The organism is Sulfurimonas sediminis (assembly GCF_014905115.1).
GTDB lineage: Bacteria > Campylobacterota > Campylobacteria > Campylobacterales > Sulfurimonadaceae > Sulfurimonas > Sulfurimonas sediminis.
The window spans coordinates 876,007-891,137 of sequence record NZ_CP041235.1; the positions used below are offsets into that span (position 1 = coordinate 876,007).

The 15,131-nt window shown below is 36.4% G+C and carries 16 protein-coding genes; 15 read left to right on the top strand and 1 reads right to left on the bottom strand.

Translation table 11 applies throughout. From position 1 onward, the window contains the following. The first annotated feature begins 63 nt into the window (after positions 1 to 63). Genes FJR45_RS04750 through FJR45_RS04780 form a run of 7 tightly spaced genes read left to right on the top strand, consistent with a single transcriptional unit; the run spans position 64 to position 7,547 of the window. Positions 64 to 1,983 carry a flagellar assembly protein A gene (locus FJR45_RS04750; RefSeq protein WP_193151578.1) on the top strand — a complete coding sequence of 640 codons (1,920 nt, stop codon included), beginning with the start codon at positions 64 to 66 and terminating at the stop codon, positions 1,981 to 1,983. A 2-nt stretch (positions 1,984 to 1,985) separates the two neighbouring features. After that, positions 1,986 to 2,555 carry a Holliday junction branch migration protein RuvA gene (gene ruvA / locus FJR45_RS04755; RefSeq protein WP_193151579.1) on the top strand — a complete coding sequence of 190 codons (570 nt, stop codon included), beginning with the start codon at positions 1,986 to 1,988 and terminating at the stop codon, positions 2,553 to 2,555. 12 nt (positions 2,556 to 2,567) lie between these two features. Next, complete coding sequence (locus FJR45_RS04760; RefSeq protein ID WP_193151580.1) at positions 2,568 to 3,605, top strand: D-alanine--D-alanine ligase; 1,038 nt, start codon at positions 2,568 to 2,570, stop codon at positions 3,603 to 3,605. Continuing rightward, positions 3,606 to 4,340, top strand: a complete 735-nt coding sequence (gene estV, locus FJR45_RS04765) for an EstV family lipase (RefSeq protein WP_193151581.1) — start codon at positions 3,606 to 3,608, stop codon at positions 4,338 to 4,340. 13 nt (positions 4,341 to 4,353) lie between these two features. Further along, positions 4,354 to 5,799: a Mur ligase family protein gene (locus tag FJR45_RS04770; RefSeq protein WP_193151582.1), complete on the top strand. Its 1,446-nt coding sequence runs from the start codon at positions 4,354 to 4,356 to the stop codon at positions 5,797 to 5,799. 3 nt (positions 5,800 to 5,802) lie between these two features. Next, the gene (locus FJR45_RS04775; RefSeq protein ID WP_193151583.1) at positions 5,803 to 6,267 is read left to right on the top strand and encodes a TRAP transporter small permease subunit; all 465 of its coding nucleotides are present in this window, start codon (positions 5,803 to 5,805) and stop codon (positions 6,265 to 6,267) included. Then, positions 6,264 to 7,547 (top strand): TRAP transporter large permease, encoded by a 1,284-nt coding sequence (locus FJR45_RS04780; RefSeq protein WP_193151584.1) that lies wholly within the window; start codon positions 6,264 to 6,266, stop codon positions 7,545 to 7,547. The genes FJR45_RS04775 and FJR45_RS04780 overlap by 4 nt, the downstream gene beginning before the upstream one ends. A gap of 251 nt (positions 7,548 to 7,798) precedes the next feature. Here FJR45_RS04780 and FJR45_RS04785 read toward each other — a convergent pair whose 3' ends face one another. After that, on the bottom strand, positions 7,799 to 8,995 hold the full coding sequence (locus FJR45_RS04785; protein WP_193151014.1) for an IS110 family RNA-guided transposase: 1,197 nt from the start codon (positions 8,993 to 8,995) through the stop codon (positions 7,799 to 7,801). Between the two features lie 240 nt (positions 8,996 to 9,235). Between FJR45_RS04785 and FJR45_RS04790 the strand changes: the two genes are divergently transcribed. From FJR45_RS04790 to FJR45_RS04825, 8 genes are read left to right on the top strand one after another with little or no spacing between them, the layout of a single operon-like run. Continuing rightward, positions 9,236 to 9,733, top strand: coding sequence for an HIT family protein (locus FJR45_RS04790; RefSeq protein ID WP_193151585.1), 498 nt, complete (start codon positions 9,236 to 9,238; stop codon positions 9,731 to 9,733). A gap of 40 nt (positions 9,734 to 9,773) precedes the next feature. Continuing rightward, positions 9,774 to 9,986: a hypothetical protein gene (locus tag FJR45_RS04795; protein ID WP_193151586.1), complete on the top strand. Its 213-nt coding sequence runs from the start codon at positions 9,774 to 9,776 to the stop codon at positions 9,984 to 9,986. Positions 9,987 to 10,002: 16 nt separating this feature from the next. Next, positions 10,003 to 10,215 (top strand): hypothetical protein, encoded by a 213-nt coding sequence (locus FJR45_RS04800; RefSeq protein WP_193151587.1) that lies wholly within the window; start codon positions 10,003 to 10,005, stop codon positions 10,213 to 10,215. Between the two features lie 6 nt (positions 10,216 to 10,221). Beyond that, positions 10,222 to 12,552, top strand: a complete 2,331-nt coding sequence (locus tag FJR45_RS04805; RefSeq protein WP_193151588.1) for a bifunctional diguanylate cyclase/phosphodiesterase — start codon at positions 10,222 to 10,224, stop codon at positions 12,550 to 12,552. Between the two features lie 7 nt (positions 12,553 to 12,559). Beyond that, positions 12,560 to 12,880, top strand: a complete 321-nt coding sequence (locus FJR45_RS04810) for a hypothetical protein (RefSeq protein ID WP_193151589.1) — start codon at positions 12,560 to 12,562, stop codon at positions 12,878 to 12,880. After that, positions 12,865 to 13,503, top strand: a complete 639-nt coding sequence (locus FJR45_RS04815; RefSeq protein WP_226966478.1) for a type III pantothenate kinase — start codon at positions 12,865 to 12,867, stop codon at positions 13,501 to 13,503. The genes FJR45_RS04810 and FJR45_RS04815 overlap by 16 nt, the downstream gene beginning before the upstream one ends. Then, on the top strand, positions 13,497 to 14,120 hold the full coding sequence (hisG, locus tag FJR45_RS04820; protein WP_193151590.1) for an ATP phosphoribosyltransferase: 624 nt from the start codon (positions 13,497 to 13,499) through the stop codon (positions 14,118 to 14,120). The genes FJR45_RS04815 and hisG overlap by 7 nt, the downstream gene beginning before the upstream one ends. Continuing rightward, positions 14,113 to 14,802, top strand: a complete 690-nt coding sequence (locus FJR45_RS04825) for an SAM-dependent methyltransferase (protein ID WP_193151591.1) — start codon at positions 14,113 to 14,115, stop codon at positions 14,800 to 14,802. The genes hisG and FJR45_RS04825 overlap by 8 nt, the downstream gene beginning before the upstream one ends. Positions 14,803 to 15,131: the final 329 nt, after the last annotated feature.

Sequence of the window (15,131 nt, forward strand, 5' to 3'; positions counted from 1 at the left end):
TTTAACAAACCTTTGGTTAAAATCTTTCATAAAAAAAATTAAAAAAAGTATGGTAATTTCATTATGGCATTATTTGGTTCTGATAAAAAGACTAAAACAGTGAGAAAAGTTCGTCCGACTGTCGTACGAACGCAAAATGTTGCAAAAGAGATTTTTAACATTGCAAAATCATATGATATAAAACCGGAATTGCTGGATTTTAACATACTTGATATTCAGACCTATACGAGAATAAAAAAAGACAAAGAAGAGAGTGAATGGGAAGAAGTAACACCCGAAGCCCTGCGTGAACTCAACAATGAAGAGAGCTTTTTAAACCCTGATTTTCAGATTAAACAGACATATGAGGTGGAAATTTTTTCCAAAAGGCTGGATGAAGATGAACTGTGTAAAAATTTTAAAACAGCAGTTGGTGCCAATGCTACAAAATGCAAAGTATATTTGAGTATTGCAGCGGGATCAAGTGTTGATTATTTTCCGAGATTCGAAGACAGTTTTCTGGATCTTATCAATAAGAAAAAAATACGGGCAGGAATTCTTGTACATATTTTTGATGAGATGCTTCCTGATGTGGTTTCAAAAATTTCTGCACGGGTCAGAGTGGCGCAGCACCTGGAATTTTTGCAAAATGAAACACATTTAATAGCAGAAGGAATTGAGCCGACACCTACAACAAATGATGCTTTGATACTCTATTTTGAAAAAAATAAAGAGCTTGATGAAAACGAGAGAATTGATTATGCGTCAAGAGGGTTTATACAAAGTGTTAAAAAAGATGAACTGCTTATAGAATATATCAAACCAAAACCCGGAAAACCCGGGCGTAACTGTCGTGGTGAATATATAAAACCTGCTGAGCCTGTTGTCAAACATGAACCGACTTTTAAAGTTGACAGTACGATACGGGTCGTTGAAGATGCAAAATCAATAAAATATATTGCCAATGAAAATGGTTATATTGCTTTTGAAAATGATACTTATGTGATAAAAAATGAAGTTGATGTAGGAGAAGTCAGTTTCAAAACGACAGGATCTATCAAAAGCGGTGTGGACTCTGATGTAGAGATGTCTGTAAAAGAGACAGATGCCATCAAGGATGCTGTTGGAACAGGGATGACTGTTGAGGTAAGTAAAATAAAAATTGAAGGAAATGTCGGCTCCAATGCAAAAGTTATAGCAAAAGAGGCTACTGTAAACGGACAGACACATAAAACTGCTGTGATCAAAGCAGACAACTTGGAAATAAATGTTCATAAGGGGAAAGCCTATGGGAAAAATATCCGGGTTACGAGACTCGAACATGGTGAAATTGACGGTGAGCAGGTAAAGGTTGCGCAAGCTTTAGGTGGTATAATTCGAGGCCGGGAAATAGATATAGAAATTTGTACTTCTCATGTCAAAGCAATTGCAACAAAACGCATTGAAATTCAAAAACTTCAGGGCAGTGAAAACATTTTTACGATTGATCCTTTGTTGCAAAAAGAAGCCAAAGAAAGCCTGGACGAGAATCAGCAAAAAATAGAAAAACTGGAGCTGCAGCTCAAAGAGTTACGAGAAGAATTAAAAAAACAGATGCATTCGCTCAAAGAAGCAACACCTGCTTTTATAGAGATTAAAAAAAGACTTTTACATTACAAAAAAAACGGAGTGAAAATGCCTGCTTCTTTTGTAAAAAAATACAAACAGTTTCAGGTCATGCAGGAAAATGTAAAGAATTTAAAGAGCGAAGTTTCAATGGCACAGGATGCGTTAAACCTTTTAACGACAAAAACTTCCTCTTTTCAAGAAAATATTTTTGATGCAAGGGTTATAAACAGAGACAGGTGGATAGGGTATAATGAGATTAGATTTAAACTAGTCGATCCTCCTATGGAACTGGTTTATAAACCTATGGAAGGTTCTAGTGAACAGGTTTTTGGACTTGTTGAAGTGGATGAAGGCGAATATGCTATCCGCCCTATAAATGAAGAGGAAATAGAATAAATATGATAGTAGGTTTACACGGAAAAATTGAATATAAAGAACCGACATATCTACATGTAAATGTGCAGGGAATTGTCTATGAGGTTTTTATCTCTTTACACACATTTTCTGCTTTGCCAAAAGAAAATGTTTCTTTATTTGCAACACATATTATTCGCGAAGATGCACAGTTGCTTTTTGGGTTTATTGATATGGCAGAGAAAAAAATGTTTTCTCGTCTGATCAAAATCAACGGTGTCGGTCCTAAGGTTGCTATGGCAATCTGTTCTACCTATACACCTTCGCAGTTTGCTGCCATTATAAATAACAAAGATGTCAACGGTGTCAAAAAGGTACCTGGAATAGGGCCTAAAAGTGCCGGACGAATTTTAGTGGAACTCAACGGTTTTGATGCTGAAATACTCGGTGACAATGCAACACCACAGGCCTCACAGTCATTTAATGAAGCCAGTGAAGCACTCGAAGCTTTAGGGTTTAAAAAAGATAAAATATCAAAAGCATTGAGTGCATGTGAAGGAAATGATACTGCTTCACTTGTAAAAGAAGCGCTCAAACAACTCCAAACAATTTAAAGGAAAATTATATTGAAATTAACAATTTTATTTGGCGGTGCAAGTTTCGAGCATGAAATAAGCATTGTCAGCGCTATAACATTAAAAGAGAAATTAGCGGGTTTTGATTTGAAATTTGTATTTTGTGACAGTGATCATACTTTTTATCTCATAGAACCTGCAAAAATGAAAGCAGTCACTTTTTCAAAAGGTGCCTATAAAAAGATGCCTCTACTTACACTTGCACAGGGTTCTTTCGTACAAAAGAGCATGTTTTCAAAAATTCAACATAACAATATTGTGTTAAACCTAATTCACGGAGCAGATGGAGAAGATGGAACAATAGCCGCACTGTTTGATTTTTACTCTGTAAAATACATCGGTCCGCGTGTGGATGCCTGTATATTCTCTTATGATAAGCGTTATACGAAATATTTGTGTGAAGCCATAGGTGTAAAGTATGTTAAATATGAAATTATTCACAAAAATGAACATTGCAATATAACGATACCGTATCCTTTCATAGTTAAACCTGCTTCTCTTGGCAGTTCAATCGGTGTAAGTGTCGTCAAAGATGAAAGTGAACTTGATTATGCACTTGATGTTGCTTTTGAATTTGATGATACACTCATTGTAGAGCCGTTTTTGGAGGGTGTCAAAGAGTATAATCTGGCAGGATATTATGCAAACGGTACTATGCACTACTCCATTGTCGAAGAACCGAAAAAAGAAGAGTTTTTAGACTTTGAGAAAAAGTATATGGATTTTTCAAGAAGTGAGCAGGTGCTTCAGGCGGATGTCAGTGAAGAGTTGACACTGCGTTTAAAAACAAATTTTGAGAAAGTTTATCAAGGTTTGTTTGAGGGTGCTTTGATACGCTGTGACTTTTTTGTTTTCAATAATGAGGTACTGCTTAATGAGATCAATCCTATACCGGGTTCTATGGCAAATTATCTTTTTGAAGATTTTACAGCTTCTCTTGAAGAGTTAGCCTCCTCTTTACCCCATTCAAAGCGTCCAAAAGTGACTTATGATTATATTCACTCTATCTCTCAGGCCAAAGGCAAATAGATGGCAGTGAAGTCAATACAGTATAATCAGCATACTTTTGACATCAGTTATGAAATAGTGAATCCTCATGCCAAGATAGACCTCATAGTTTTACATGGCTGGGGAAGTAATAAAAATCTGATGAAACAGACATTTTCTTCCTATATGGACACTTTTCGCCATATCTATATAGATTTGCCGGGTTTTGGCAACTCTACATGTAATGCTGTTTTGACAACTGCTGATGTGGCAAGAATTGTAGAACTGTTGATGATTCACATGAACGCTTCAAAAGATATTGTACTGGGGCACTCTTTTGGCGGAAAAGTTGCTTTGTTGCTGGAGCCCAAACTGCTTGTTTTGGTTGCAAGTGCCGGTATTTATATACCAAAGCCTTTCAAAGTACAGGCAAAAATAGCACTTTTTAAGACATTGAAAGTTCTTGGTTTGTCCAAATTCCGTTCGCTCTTTGTGGCAGAGGATGCCAAGCAACTCAGTGAATACATGTATCAGACTTTTAAAAATGTGGTCAATGAAGATTTTAGTGATGGATTCTCAAGATTTGAAGAAAAAGCACTTCTTTTTTGGGGTAAAGAGGACAGTGCCACACCACTTGATTCGGGAAGAAAAATCCAAGAGCTTATCAATGATTCTGCTTTGGAAGTATATAATGGCGATCATTATTTTTTTATGAAAAATGCAGAGGATATTTCCAGAAAAATTCAAACTGCATTTTTAGAAACAATGCAACACTGAAAGGGAGAATGCAATGCAAGAGTATGAAACACTGCTGGCCTTTGTCACCAATGTTCTTTTTGTCACACTTTTAGGCTGGTATCTTATTACAAACCTGCAGTGGTATGATTATAAAATTGAGAGGGTAATTTTCAAACATCACAAACCGCACTGGCATATTTTATATTTTATTATTCCTTTTATTGCCTATTACACAACAGGTAAATTTTTTATTATATTTTTTATATTTGCCTTTGTTCCGAGTATCATTATCTGGTATAAAAAGCTTGATAAAAAGCTGGTTTTGACTTGGCGTGTAAAAAGATTTTTGATTCTTCTGGTTTCTTTGACACTCTTTCAGGATGTTCTTTGCACACTCAAAGAGGGCTGTGCAACATACGGTGTTTTTATGCCTTTGGCGATTGCCTATATCGGCAGTTATATTATAGAAAAATTTCTTTTTAAAGTTTATATGAAAGAGGCAAAGAAAAAGCTGCAATCTATGAAAGATTTAGAGATTGTCTGTATTACCGGCAGTTACGGCAAAACAAGTATCAAAAACTTTACAGCCAAGATTCTCTCGCATAAATTTAAAGTCTATGCAACACCAAGAAGTGTCAACACTTTAGGCGGAATTGTTGCGGATATCAACAATAATCTTCCTGAAGATACACAGATATATGTATGTGAAGCAGGTGCAAGAGAGCGTGGAGACATTTATGCGATTACAACTTTTCTGGAACCACAGAGAGTTGTGGTTGGGCGTGTTGGTGAGGCACATATAGAGTATTTTAAATCTTTGAAAAATATTATCGCTACAAAACTCGAAATTATTAAATCACCAAGGTTGCAACAGGCGTTTATTCATACCTCTGTGACAGATGAACCGCATGAAATGGTAACTTTTTTCGGTGATGAGATAAAAAATGTACAGGCAACGCTTGAAGGGACTGATTTTGAACTTGAATTAGATGGCAGAACTTTACAACTGCATACAGATATTTTGGGTGCTTTTCAGACGATGAATATTGCCGTAGCGGTAAGAATAGCAAAAAGTTTTGGAATGAGTGATGAAGAGATAGTCGAAACTGTCAAAAACCTTGAACCGGTTGAGCATAGACTCCAACTCATAAAAGCCGGTGGAAAAATTATCCTCGATGACGGATATAACGGAAATATTGACGGTATGCTTGAGGGTATTCGTTTGTGCTCACTTCATGAGGGCAGAAAAGTAATGGTCACACCGGGACTTGTTGAGAGTACGGATGCGTTGAATCTGCAACTGATTGAAGCAATCAACAAAGTCTTTGACATTGTGATTGTCACAGGCGCTTTAAATGCAGATCTTTTTGACAGGCATTTACATGTAAAGAACAAAATAATACTCAAAGACAAAGCATCAATGGTAGACATTTTGGCAACTCAGACAAAATCAGGCGACATCATACTCTTTGCCAATGATGCTCCGAATTTTATATAGATTATGAAATATATTTCTTATCTGACTGCTGTTGTTTTGGCTTTACTGGTTGTTTTGGTTGTTTTTGATGCAACGGGACGTTACCTTTTTTCTCATGGTTCTACGGCACTGCAGGAGTTGGAATGGCACTTTTTTGATGTGGTGATTTTGCTCAGCATTGCCTTTACGCTGCGTCATAATGCCCATGTGCGCGTTGATATTTTTTATGAAAAATTTTCACCAAAAACGCAGGCCCTTATAAATATTATCTCCACACTTTTTTTTGTTCTGCCACTCTCTTTTTTAATAATATACATTAGCATAGATTTTGTAACAATGAGTTTTGAACAACTCGAAGCCTCTTCGGATCCGGGTGGGCTGAAATACCGATGGATCGTCAAAGCCTTAATGCCGCTTGCCTTCGTCTTTTTGGCATTGCAGGCATTCAAAGAACTTGTCAGTGACATTAAAAAATGGAAATCGCTATGATTGCACTTCTTATGTTTGGTGTGGCTCTTGCACTTTTGCTTTTAGGAATTCCTGTTGCCTTTGCATTTGGCGGTGTGGCAATGTTTTTTGCTTTTTTTATTCCTTCTTTGGGATTTGATGTTTTTAACATACTGCCTTTTAGAATTTACGGTATTATGAGCAACACAACACTGATGGCAGTGCCACTTTTTATTATGATGGGACTTATCTTGGAAAAATCAGGAATGGCGGAAAAACTGCTGCTTTCTATGAGCTCACTTTTTAAAAATATCCGTGGAGGTTTGGGTGTGAGCGTTGTGCTTGTGGGTGCCATTTTGGCGGCTTCTACTGGCATAGTTTCAGCTTCTGTTGTAATGATGAGTGTCATTGCTCTTCCTTTGATGCTTGGTGCGGGGTATAACAAAGGTCTTGCTTCTGGCACTATTGCTGCGAGTGGAACACTCGGACAGATTATACCGCCTTCGATTATTCTTATCGTTTTGGGTGATGTGATGAGTGTCAGTGTCGGTGATTTGTTCAAAGGTGCGGTTCTACCGGGACTGACACTTGTTTCGCTCTATGCAGCCTATATTCTCATTCGTGCTTTTATGAACAAAGAAGATGCCCCGGCACTGATAAGCGATGAAAAAACAACATTGATGGATGTTGTATCTGCCATTATCCCACCGCTTTTGTTGATGTTTGCCGTGCTTGGAAGTATATTTGCAGGTATCGCTTCTCCGACAGAATCAGCGGCTTTTGGCGTACTCGGAGGCGTCATTTTATCGGCATATAATAAAACACTTAAGTTTGCAATGATAAAATATGCGCTGTTTGAGACGATGAAGCTCAGCGGTATGATTTTTATGATTTTAATCGGTGCAACAACTTTTAGTCTTGTTTTTAACGAACTCGGCGGAACTGATTTGATTCTGGAGTTTTTTTCACAGGATATCGGTGATGTCTGGGTCTTTATAGCTGTGGCAATGCTGAGTATTTTTATACTCGGATTTTTTATAGATTTTATAGAAATAAGTTTCATCATTGTACCTATTTTGGTCCCTGTTATGGCTGCATTCGGTATAGACCCCATTTGGTTTGGCGTGTTGATAGCTATGAATCTGCAGGCATCCTTTTTGACGCCGCCCTTTGGACTTTCGCTTTTCTTTTTAAAAGGCGCCGCAGGCAACAGTGTGACAACGATGGACATCTACAAAGGAATTATCCCTTTTATCGCTTTGCAGTTGTTGGGACTGGGACTGGTTGTGGCTTTTCCTGATTTGGTTTTTGCATTTTTGTAATGCTGTCGCCATCAGTCGGCACTACAGAAAAAAATTTAGTTTTTCTCACAAGTCATGCTTTAGCATAGAAAGTACCGATTCCGGGTGAGTCTGTACGGTTTTTGGAACCCGTACTTCAGTGCGGGCTGAGAGTGGCAAGAAAGTAGCGATAGTCGGCACTGAAGTACCGATTCCGGATGAGTTTATAGTTTATAATTTTTAAAGGAGTCAACTATAAAGAAACCTAACTAAAAAAACATAAATTTTACGTTTCATTTAGAAACACCACAAACTAAATTTTCATCAAATTTAGTTTTATTCTTTAAAAGTACAAATATTGTTTTTAAAAGCTTATTGGCTACAGCTATTACAGCTTGTTTGAATTTTTTACCTTCACTGCGTTTTTTGTCGTAGTAGGCTTTAAATTTTTCACAGCTTCGTATAACACCTGTTGCCATTTGCCAAATAGTTCGACGAAGGTTGGCATTACCTCTTTTTGAGATTTTGCCTCTATAGTTGACTGAAGTACCACTCTGTCTCACAGATGGATCAATTCCAATAAAAGCACAAAGTTGCTTGACGGATTTGAACTTATCAACAGAGGATACTTCAACCATAAAGTTTTTAGAAGTTACTGTACCGATGCCCGGTATTGATTGTAATATTTCAATATCATCATTAATATCAGTATCTTCTAAAGAGTTTTGCAGCTCTTCATCAAGAAAAGATAGTTCGTCTTGAACAGTTATTAATCTTCTAATTTTAGAAGTTAAAACCTTTTCAAGATACTTATCAGATACAGCAATAGAGTTCTTGGCAAGAAATAATATCTCCCCAGCAGAGATTCTAACTTTATTGCCACTGGTACTATCGAGTAGTTTTTGAATTTTCTGTTTCTTCAAGTTCCTAATAGCCTTACGGCTAGGAGCTTGTAGAAGCAGATTTAAAATGCTTTTTGTAAATATGTTTGTGTTCTTTAACAATTCAGGAAATAATTGAGTCAAGTTAGCTTTTATTTCAGTCTTTAACCTTGCTACTTCTTTAGAGAGCGATTCTCGCTCTCTAATGAGTGGTCTGATGTTCTCAATAGCATCAGTCGTAGCAAGATGTAAAGATTGATACGATTTTAAACTAAACAGTGCAATAGAAGTTGCATCTTTTTTATCGTTTTTAGTCTTTCTCAAGGTAGTTGAACCAATAAAACTCTTTATGAGTATGGGATTTATCACTACACTTTTAAAACTATGTTCTAATAAAAAAGACAATAGGGGTAAATGATATATCCCTGTCGCTTCCATTGACACAAGAAGCTCTTCTTTGGAGTAGCTGGATAAGTGCTTTAACAAAGCATTAAATCCTTCTATATCCATTGAAAGCTTCTCTTGCAGTTTAACTTCACCACTGCTTTCAAGCAAAGTAATGTCAAAGCTGTCTTTACTTACATCTATTCCACAGAATTGTTGATACATCACAAACACCTTTACAAGTTATTTTACATGTGAACAGATAAGCAATCTTGCTTTTATCCTATCTCCATAATGACAGAGGCTCGAAGCCTAATCAACCTATTGGGATTACAAGCAAGTGATAGACTCCTTGGAGATTTAATAAAACTTCATTAAAAGTTCTATCATTGATCTAGAAAAAATGTGATCATCTTGCTTATCTCTTCACATGTAATTATATTAAATTTATTAGTAGGAGAAGCAATGCAAGATATTTTATATGCCCCCTGGCGGGATGAATATGTTACACAGGAGAAAATAAAAGGGTGTGTTTTTTGCCACATCAGTACACATCCGCAGGAGGATGCGTCTTTACATGTACTCTACAGAAATGAATACTGTTTTATGGTGATGAACAAATACCCCTATACTCCGGGGCATTTTATGATTATTCCCCATATGCATACGGACAGACTTGAAGAGCTGCCGAGTGAAGTTTGGCTGAACATGTCAAAACTCGCACAGCAGAGTGTCAAATTACTTAAAGAGGGATTGGGTGCCAACGGCGTGAATATCGGGATGAATTTGGGCAAAGCAGCGGGTGCCGGAATAGCCGAGCATATTCATATGCACCTTGTTCCAAGATGGGAGCGAGATACGAACTTTATCACTGCTGTTGCGCATACAAGAGTTTATTCGACAGATTTTGAAAAGATTTACAAGAAAATAAAAAGTTTCATTCCAAAGTATATAAACATTTAATAAATTTGATGTATACTAAAAGAAAAAGTAAGGATTGAAAATGTCAGATGCAGTTATACAGGAATTGGCAGAGAGAAAAGCCGAAATAGAAAAAGAGTTGGAATTACTGTTTAAAATGAATATAAAAATAACAGACTGGGATGTTCCCGAAGCGGATGATACAGAGGCGGCAGATATTATTTTAAATATTATGGAAAAAAAGATTCAACAGCTTAGAGAAGATGTAAAAGCAGGAAAATACGAAAACTATTAAAACAAGGAAAAAAGAAATGAGCGCACATAAACACAAAGAACATTTAGAAAAAATCAAAGATGCAGTTGTCAAAAGTGACAAGCTGGATGAGAGCCAGAAAAGTGACAGTGTCAAAAGAATCGAAGAGTGGATAGAAGAGGATAAGGCATTTGGAACACTCATGGAAGAGTTGTTGAATATCAGTGAATATTTTGAAGTTTTATTTGCAGAGTTAGGCTTGAGTAAATAATTTTTTATGACGCAGTTTTTAAGAATCATTGTCATAGCTGTATTGTTAATTACAGTTTTTTTAACAGGCAGCTATCTTTATGTGACCAATAAAGTAGAGACTTTGAAAAATGAAAAGTATTTTGAAGTCAGCAGAGATATGAAAAATAAACTGCAGAGTCTGATTAAAGAAAAATCGGAGGCGATTTTGCTGGTGACTTTGGCACTCTCAGCAAATCAAAATATAAAAGATGCGTTGAAACAGAAAAATCACAGCAGTCTTGAGATTGATAATTTAATTACAACTCTGCAGCGCTACTCCTCTTTAAAAAATATCTGGATACAGTTTATTTCGCCTGAGGGAAGAAGTATCTACAGAAGCTGGAGCGACAAAAGCGGTGATGAACTCTCTTTTGCGCGACAAGATGTCAAACAGCTTATCAATAACCCAAAAGTCATTTCTACCATCAGTACCGGAAAATTTGATATGACTTTTAAAGCAATGGTGCCAATCTATGAGAAAGGCAAGTTCATAGGGATAGTTGAAACCATCGCTAAATTCTACTCCATAAGTGAAAAAATGAAACGCAGTGGCAATGATCTGCTGATCGTTGTTGACAAGAGTTATAAAAAGCAGTTGAGTGAAGCCTACTCCAATACTTTTGTAGAAAATTATTATATAGTCAATCCCTTTAAAAGCGATAAACTGCTTGAAATAGTCAAAAGTTCGTCAATTACAAAATACCTTGATATTCCTGCCTATATAGTAGACAAAGAACATTCTCTGTTGATTACAACCTTGCGGTTGCCGGACTTAAATGCAAAACCCATGGGCTATTTTATCATTGCAAAAGATTTGAGACTGATTGATCTTTCAGACATACAACAGGCAAAAAACAGTATTTTGGAAGTAACACTGCTCATTTTTTTATTGATTATAGTCTTTTTATATTATGTTTACAATGTGAATTACAAACGCTTTATAGAAGAGCAAAATGAAATACTCGAACAGAGTGTAGAGGAAAAAACAAAAGAGCTGGAGTTGCAGTCAAACATTTTACGCTTTATTGCGCATCATGACCATTTGACACAACTGCCAAACAAAGTGTTACTTTTAGACAGGATCGAAGAGGCTATAAAACACTACAAATCAACCGGCGAACAGTTGAGTATATTTTTCTTAGACTTAGACAGCTTTAAAGATGTCAATGATACCTACGGGCACGAAGTAGGCGATGAATTGCTGTTGGAAATTACCAAAAGGTTACAAAAGTGTATAAAAAATGATGATACTTTGGCAAGACTTGGCGGAGATGAGTTTGCCATATTGCACAGAAATACAACTCATTTCAGTATGATAAATCTGATTGAATCTATCTTAATTCAGATGAAAAAACCGTTTAATATAAAAAATATAGAAATATATACTACATTCAGTATTGGTGTAGCCCTGTATCCTCAAGATGCCAAAAAAGCGAGCCAGCTTTTGCGGAATGCCGAAACTGCTATGTATAAAGCAAAAGACAGCGGTAAAAACACCTATCAGTTTTATGAGAAAAAAATGACAGAGATGGCACTGCAGAAAATTCAACTCGATGCAGATATACGCAAAGCCTTGAAAAACAGAGAGTTTGTAAGTTACTTTCAACCGAAAATAGATGCAAGAAACGGAAAGATTGTAGGATTAGAAGCATTGATTCGTTGGATACACCCGCAAAAAGGTTTGATTAACCCGAATGATTTTATCCCGTTTTGTGAAGAAACAGGTTTGATTCTCGAAATTGACAAATACATGTTGACGCACGCAATAAAACAGATACTCAAATGGCAGCAAAAGGGTCTTGAATTTGGAAAAGTTTCTGTAAATGTGTCTACGAAAAAGATAGAAAGCAGTAATTATATTGAGGAACTTTCTTATACTGTTGAGAGTTTGCAGTTTGATACAGCTCTTTTGGAACTTGAAATTCTTGAAGGTCAGATTATGAAAGATCCTCAAAAATCTATTGATATTTTAAATAAAATACAAAACTTGGGTATTTCCGTTTCTATAGATGATTTTGGCACAGGATATTCATCATTGTCCTATCTGAAAAAACTGCCGGTAAACAAAATCAAGATAGACCGTAGTTTTATTATAGATGTTCCAAAAAACAAAGATGATGTTGCAATTGTCAAAACAATTATATCTTTGGCAAAAAATTTAGGCTTGCAAATAATAGCAGAAGGTGTTGAGACAAAAGAACAACTCGACTTTTTAGTGCAAGAGGGATGTTATGATATTCAAGGGTATTATTTCTCCAAGCCGTTACCCGTAGATGAATGTGAAGCATTTATAATTTCTAAAAACAGAGGAGTATAGTATTAGTATGCAAATGATTGTAGACTCTTTGAGACACAAGGGTAAAATATTTAAAAAGATGCAGGAAATCTCTCCTAAAGAGTTGAGAATAAGAAACAGAATAAAAATTTACAAAGCAACTGATATTCGCGGATATTTTTGGGCAATTTTTGCTGTGAGTCAAAAGAGCAGAATATTGATGAAAGATGTGCATAAATTTGAAGAGATTTATGCAAAGCTGACACTCTACTGTGAACACAATTTTAAACACAAGATTTTGTTTATAGATGCACCCTTATGCTCAAAAGCCCAAAAAGCTTTTAAAGAAGCAGGATGGAAAATCCAATAATGCTTTTGTGTGATATAGGCAATACTTCCTATCATTTTTGTAATGAAAACAGAGAATACAAAGAGAGTGTAAAAAGTTTCGACCCCTCATCTGTCAAAGAAAAGGTATATTATATCTGTGTCAATAAAGCCTTACATGTAAAGCTACACTCTTTGTCAAACTGGATAGATTTATCTGAATATATTGATAAAAAAAAATATTATCAGACTATGGGAATAGACAGAATATTTGCAGTAGAAGCAATCAATGAGGGTGTTATTATTGATGCGGGGAGTGCTGTGACTGTTGATGTTGTTAAAAATAACGAGTTTGTGGGCGGTTTTATCTATCCTGGTATTCAGGCAATGCGAAAAACCTATGAGAATATTTCTCCTGCGCTGGCATATTCATTTAACTTTGAGTGTGACTTGGATATAATGCCAAAAAATTCACAAGATGCCATAAGTTACGGATATTTAAAAACACTCTACAGTGAAGTAATGTCCCATAATCTGCCGGTTATTTTGACAGGCGGCGATGCCTTGGAATTTAAAAAGATATTTAGAGATGCAAAAGTCGATGAAAAACTGATTTTCAACTCTATGAAAAAGATTATATTACAGAATGAGGATAGACTATGCTAACAGTTGCACTGCCAAAAGGTCGTATAGCCAAAGAAACTTTGGAAATTTTTGAAACTATTTTTGGTGACAGTTTTAAATTTGATGACAGAAAACTAATTCTAGAGACCCCGAAATTTCGTTTTTTACTTGTGCGAAATCAAGACGTGGCAACCTATGTGTACCATCAGGCAGCTGATATTGGGGTTGTCGGGCTTGATACACTGGAAGAGCAGGGGCTTGATGTTGTTCGTCTGCTTGATTTGCGTCGTGGCATCTGTAAAGTGGCGATAGGCATGAGAAAGGGTGAGAAGTTTGATTTGACAAAACCTGAGCTCAAAGTAGCTTCTAAAATGGTCAACATTACAAAGCGTTACTTTGAAGAGAGAGCTGTGAGTGTAGAAATCATAAAACTTTACGGTTCTATAGAACTTGCTCCGTTAATCGGTCTTGCCGATATGATAGTTGATATTGTTGAAACGGGAACGACTATGAAACAAAACGGTTTGGAAGTTGTGCAGGACATTATGACAAGTTCGACCTATCTCATTGCAAACAAGAACAGTTATATTGCCAAAAAAGATGAAGTTTTGGATATTTACGAAAAAATCAATGAAGTGATAAAAGCAGAAAATGACTAATCTTGATCTTTATGCCAAGGCAGAACATCTTTTAGGCATAGAAGAGGCTACAGAAGCACTCTATGATTTATACCGCTCGGAACTGGATGAATACAGTGTAAAAACACTGCTGGATGTCGGATGCGGTCGTGGCGGATTCATGCAGCGAATGAGTAGCGACGGTGTTACATGTAAAGGCATTGATTTGAGTGCCGTAATGGTTGCCGAGTGTAAAGAACAGGGATTTGACGCCGAGTGCATTGACATAAAAGAGGTTGATGGCAAATTTGATGCCATTGTGAGTATTTTTGATGTTTTGAATTTTATGGACAATGAGACTCTTCTTTCTTTTTTAGAATCGGTTGCGGACAAACTCAATGATGAGGGTGTGTTTATTGCTGATATCAATACGCTTTACGGTTTCAGGGATGTGGCAGAAGGGACGATGAGCAGTGAAAACGAGAAAGAGTTTTTAAGTGTCGATGCCATATTTCAAAACAATGAACTGCATACAAAATTCACACTTTTTGAAAAAAAGGAAGATGGAAGTTACGTAAAACACCAGGATACAATTGTGCAGTATTTTCACAAAATACAGACATTTCAAAAACTCTCAAAACTCAAACTTGTGGAAAAACAGACTTTTTCTCTTTATGATACAGAAGACAAAACACTGCTTATCTTTAAAAAAAGAACAGAGTAGTAAAGAATTGGAATTCGGACTTCTGTCCGGGCTGAGAAGGGAAAGGATGTAACAACAGTCGGCACTAAAGTACCGATTCCGGTATATTTCGCAATCCGGACTTCTGTCTCGATGCTTTAGGTTAGGAAAAAGTATACTGTTTTTCTGGAACCCATCCTTTAGTGTCACTTCCATTAAGTTAAGAAACTTTAATGCTTTTTCGGAACCGGTACTTCAGTGCCGGCCGGGAGTGGCATGACTATTACAACAGCCGGCACTGAAGTCCGGGTTCCAAATAAATGCTTAACTTAATGGCATTGATCCTTTAGGATGGGCTGAGAGTGAAAAAT

What these genes read in the sequence shown, in the direction of transcription:
- FJR45_RS04805 (WP_193151588.1), top strand. Translation starts at nt 10,222, where the DNA reads ATGACGCAGTTTTTAAGAATCATTGTCATAGCTGTATTGTTAATTACA.
- estV (WP_193151581.1), top strand. Translation starts at nt 3,606, where the DNA reads ATGGCAGTGAAGTCAATACAGTATAATCAGCATACTTTTGACATCAGT.
- FJR45_RS04810 (WP_193151589.1), top strand. Translation starts at nt 12,560, where the DNA reads ATGCAAATGATTGTAGACTCTTTGAGACACAAGGGTAAAATATTTAAA.
- FJR45_RS04785 (WP_193151014.1), bottom strand. Translation starts at nt 8,995, where the DNA reads ATGTATCAACAATTCTGTGGAATAGATGTAAGTAAAGACAGCTTTGAC.
- FJR45_RS04795 (WP_193151586.1), top strand. Translation starts at nt 9,774, where the DNA reads ATGTCAGATGCAGTTATACAGGAATTGGCAGAGAGAAAAGCCGAAATA.
- FJR45_RS04800 (WP_193151587.1), top strand. Translation starts at nt 10,003, where the DNA reads ATGAGCGCACATAAACACAAAGAACATTTAGAAAAAATCAAAGATGCA.
- hisG (WP_193151590.1), top strand. Translation starts at nt 13,497, where the DNA reads ATGCTAACAGTTGCACTGCCAAAAGGTCGTATAGCCAAAGAAACTTTG.
- FJR45_RS04825 (WP_193151591.1), top strand. Translation starts at nt 14,113, where the DNA reads ATGACTAATCTTGATCTTTATGCCAAGGCAGAACATCTTTTAGGCATA.
- FJR45_RS04770 (WP_193151582.1), top strand. Translation starts at nt 4,354, where the DNA reads ATGCAAGAGTATGAAACACTGCTGGCCTTTGTCACCAATGTTCTTTTT.
- FJR45_RS04815 (WP_226966478.1), top strand. Translation starts at nt 12,865, where the DNA reads ATGGAAAATCCAATAATGCTTTTGTGTGATATAGGCAATACTTCCTAT.
- FJR45_RS04775 (WP_193151583.1), top strand. Translation starts at nt 5,803, where the DNA reads ATGAAATATATTTCTTATCTGACTGCTGTTGTTTTGGCTTTACTGGTT.
- FJR45_RS04790 (WP_193151585.1), top strand. Translation starts at nt 9,236, where the DNA reads ATGCAAGATATTTTATATGCCCCCTGGCGGGATGAATATGTTACACAG.
- FJR45_RS04750 (WP_193151578.1), top strand. Translation starts at nt 64, where the DNA reads ATGGCATTATTTGGTTCTGATAAAAAGACTAAAACAGTGAGAAAAGTT.
- ruvA (WP_193151579.1), top strand. Translation starts at nt 1,986, where the DNA reads ATGATAGTAGGTTTACACGGAAAAATTGAATATAAAGAACCGACATAT.
- FJR45_RS04780 (WP_193151584.1), top strand. Translation starts at nt 6,264, where the DNA reads ATGATTGCACTTCTTATGTTTGGTGTGGCTCTTGCACTTTTGCTTTTA.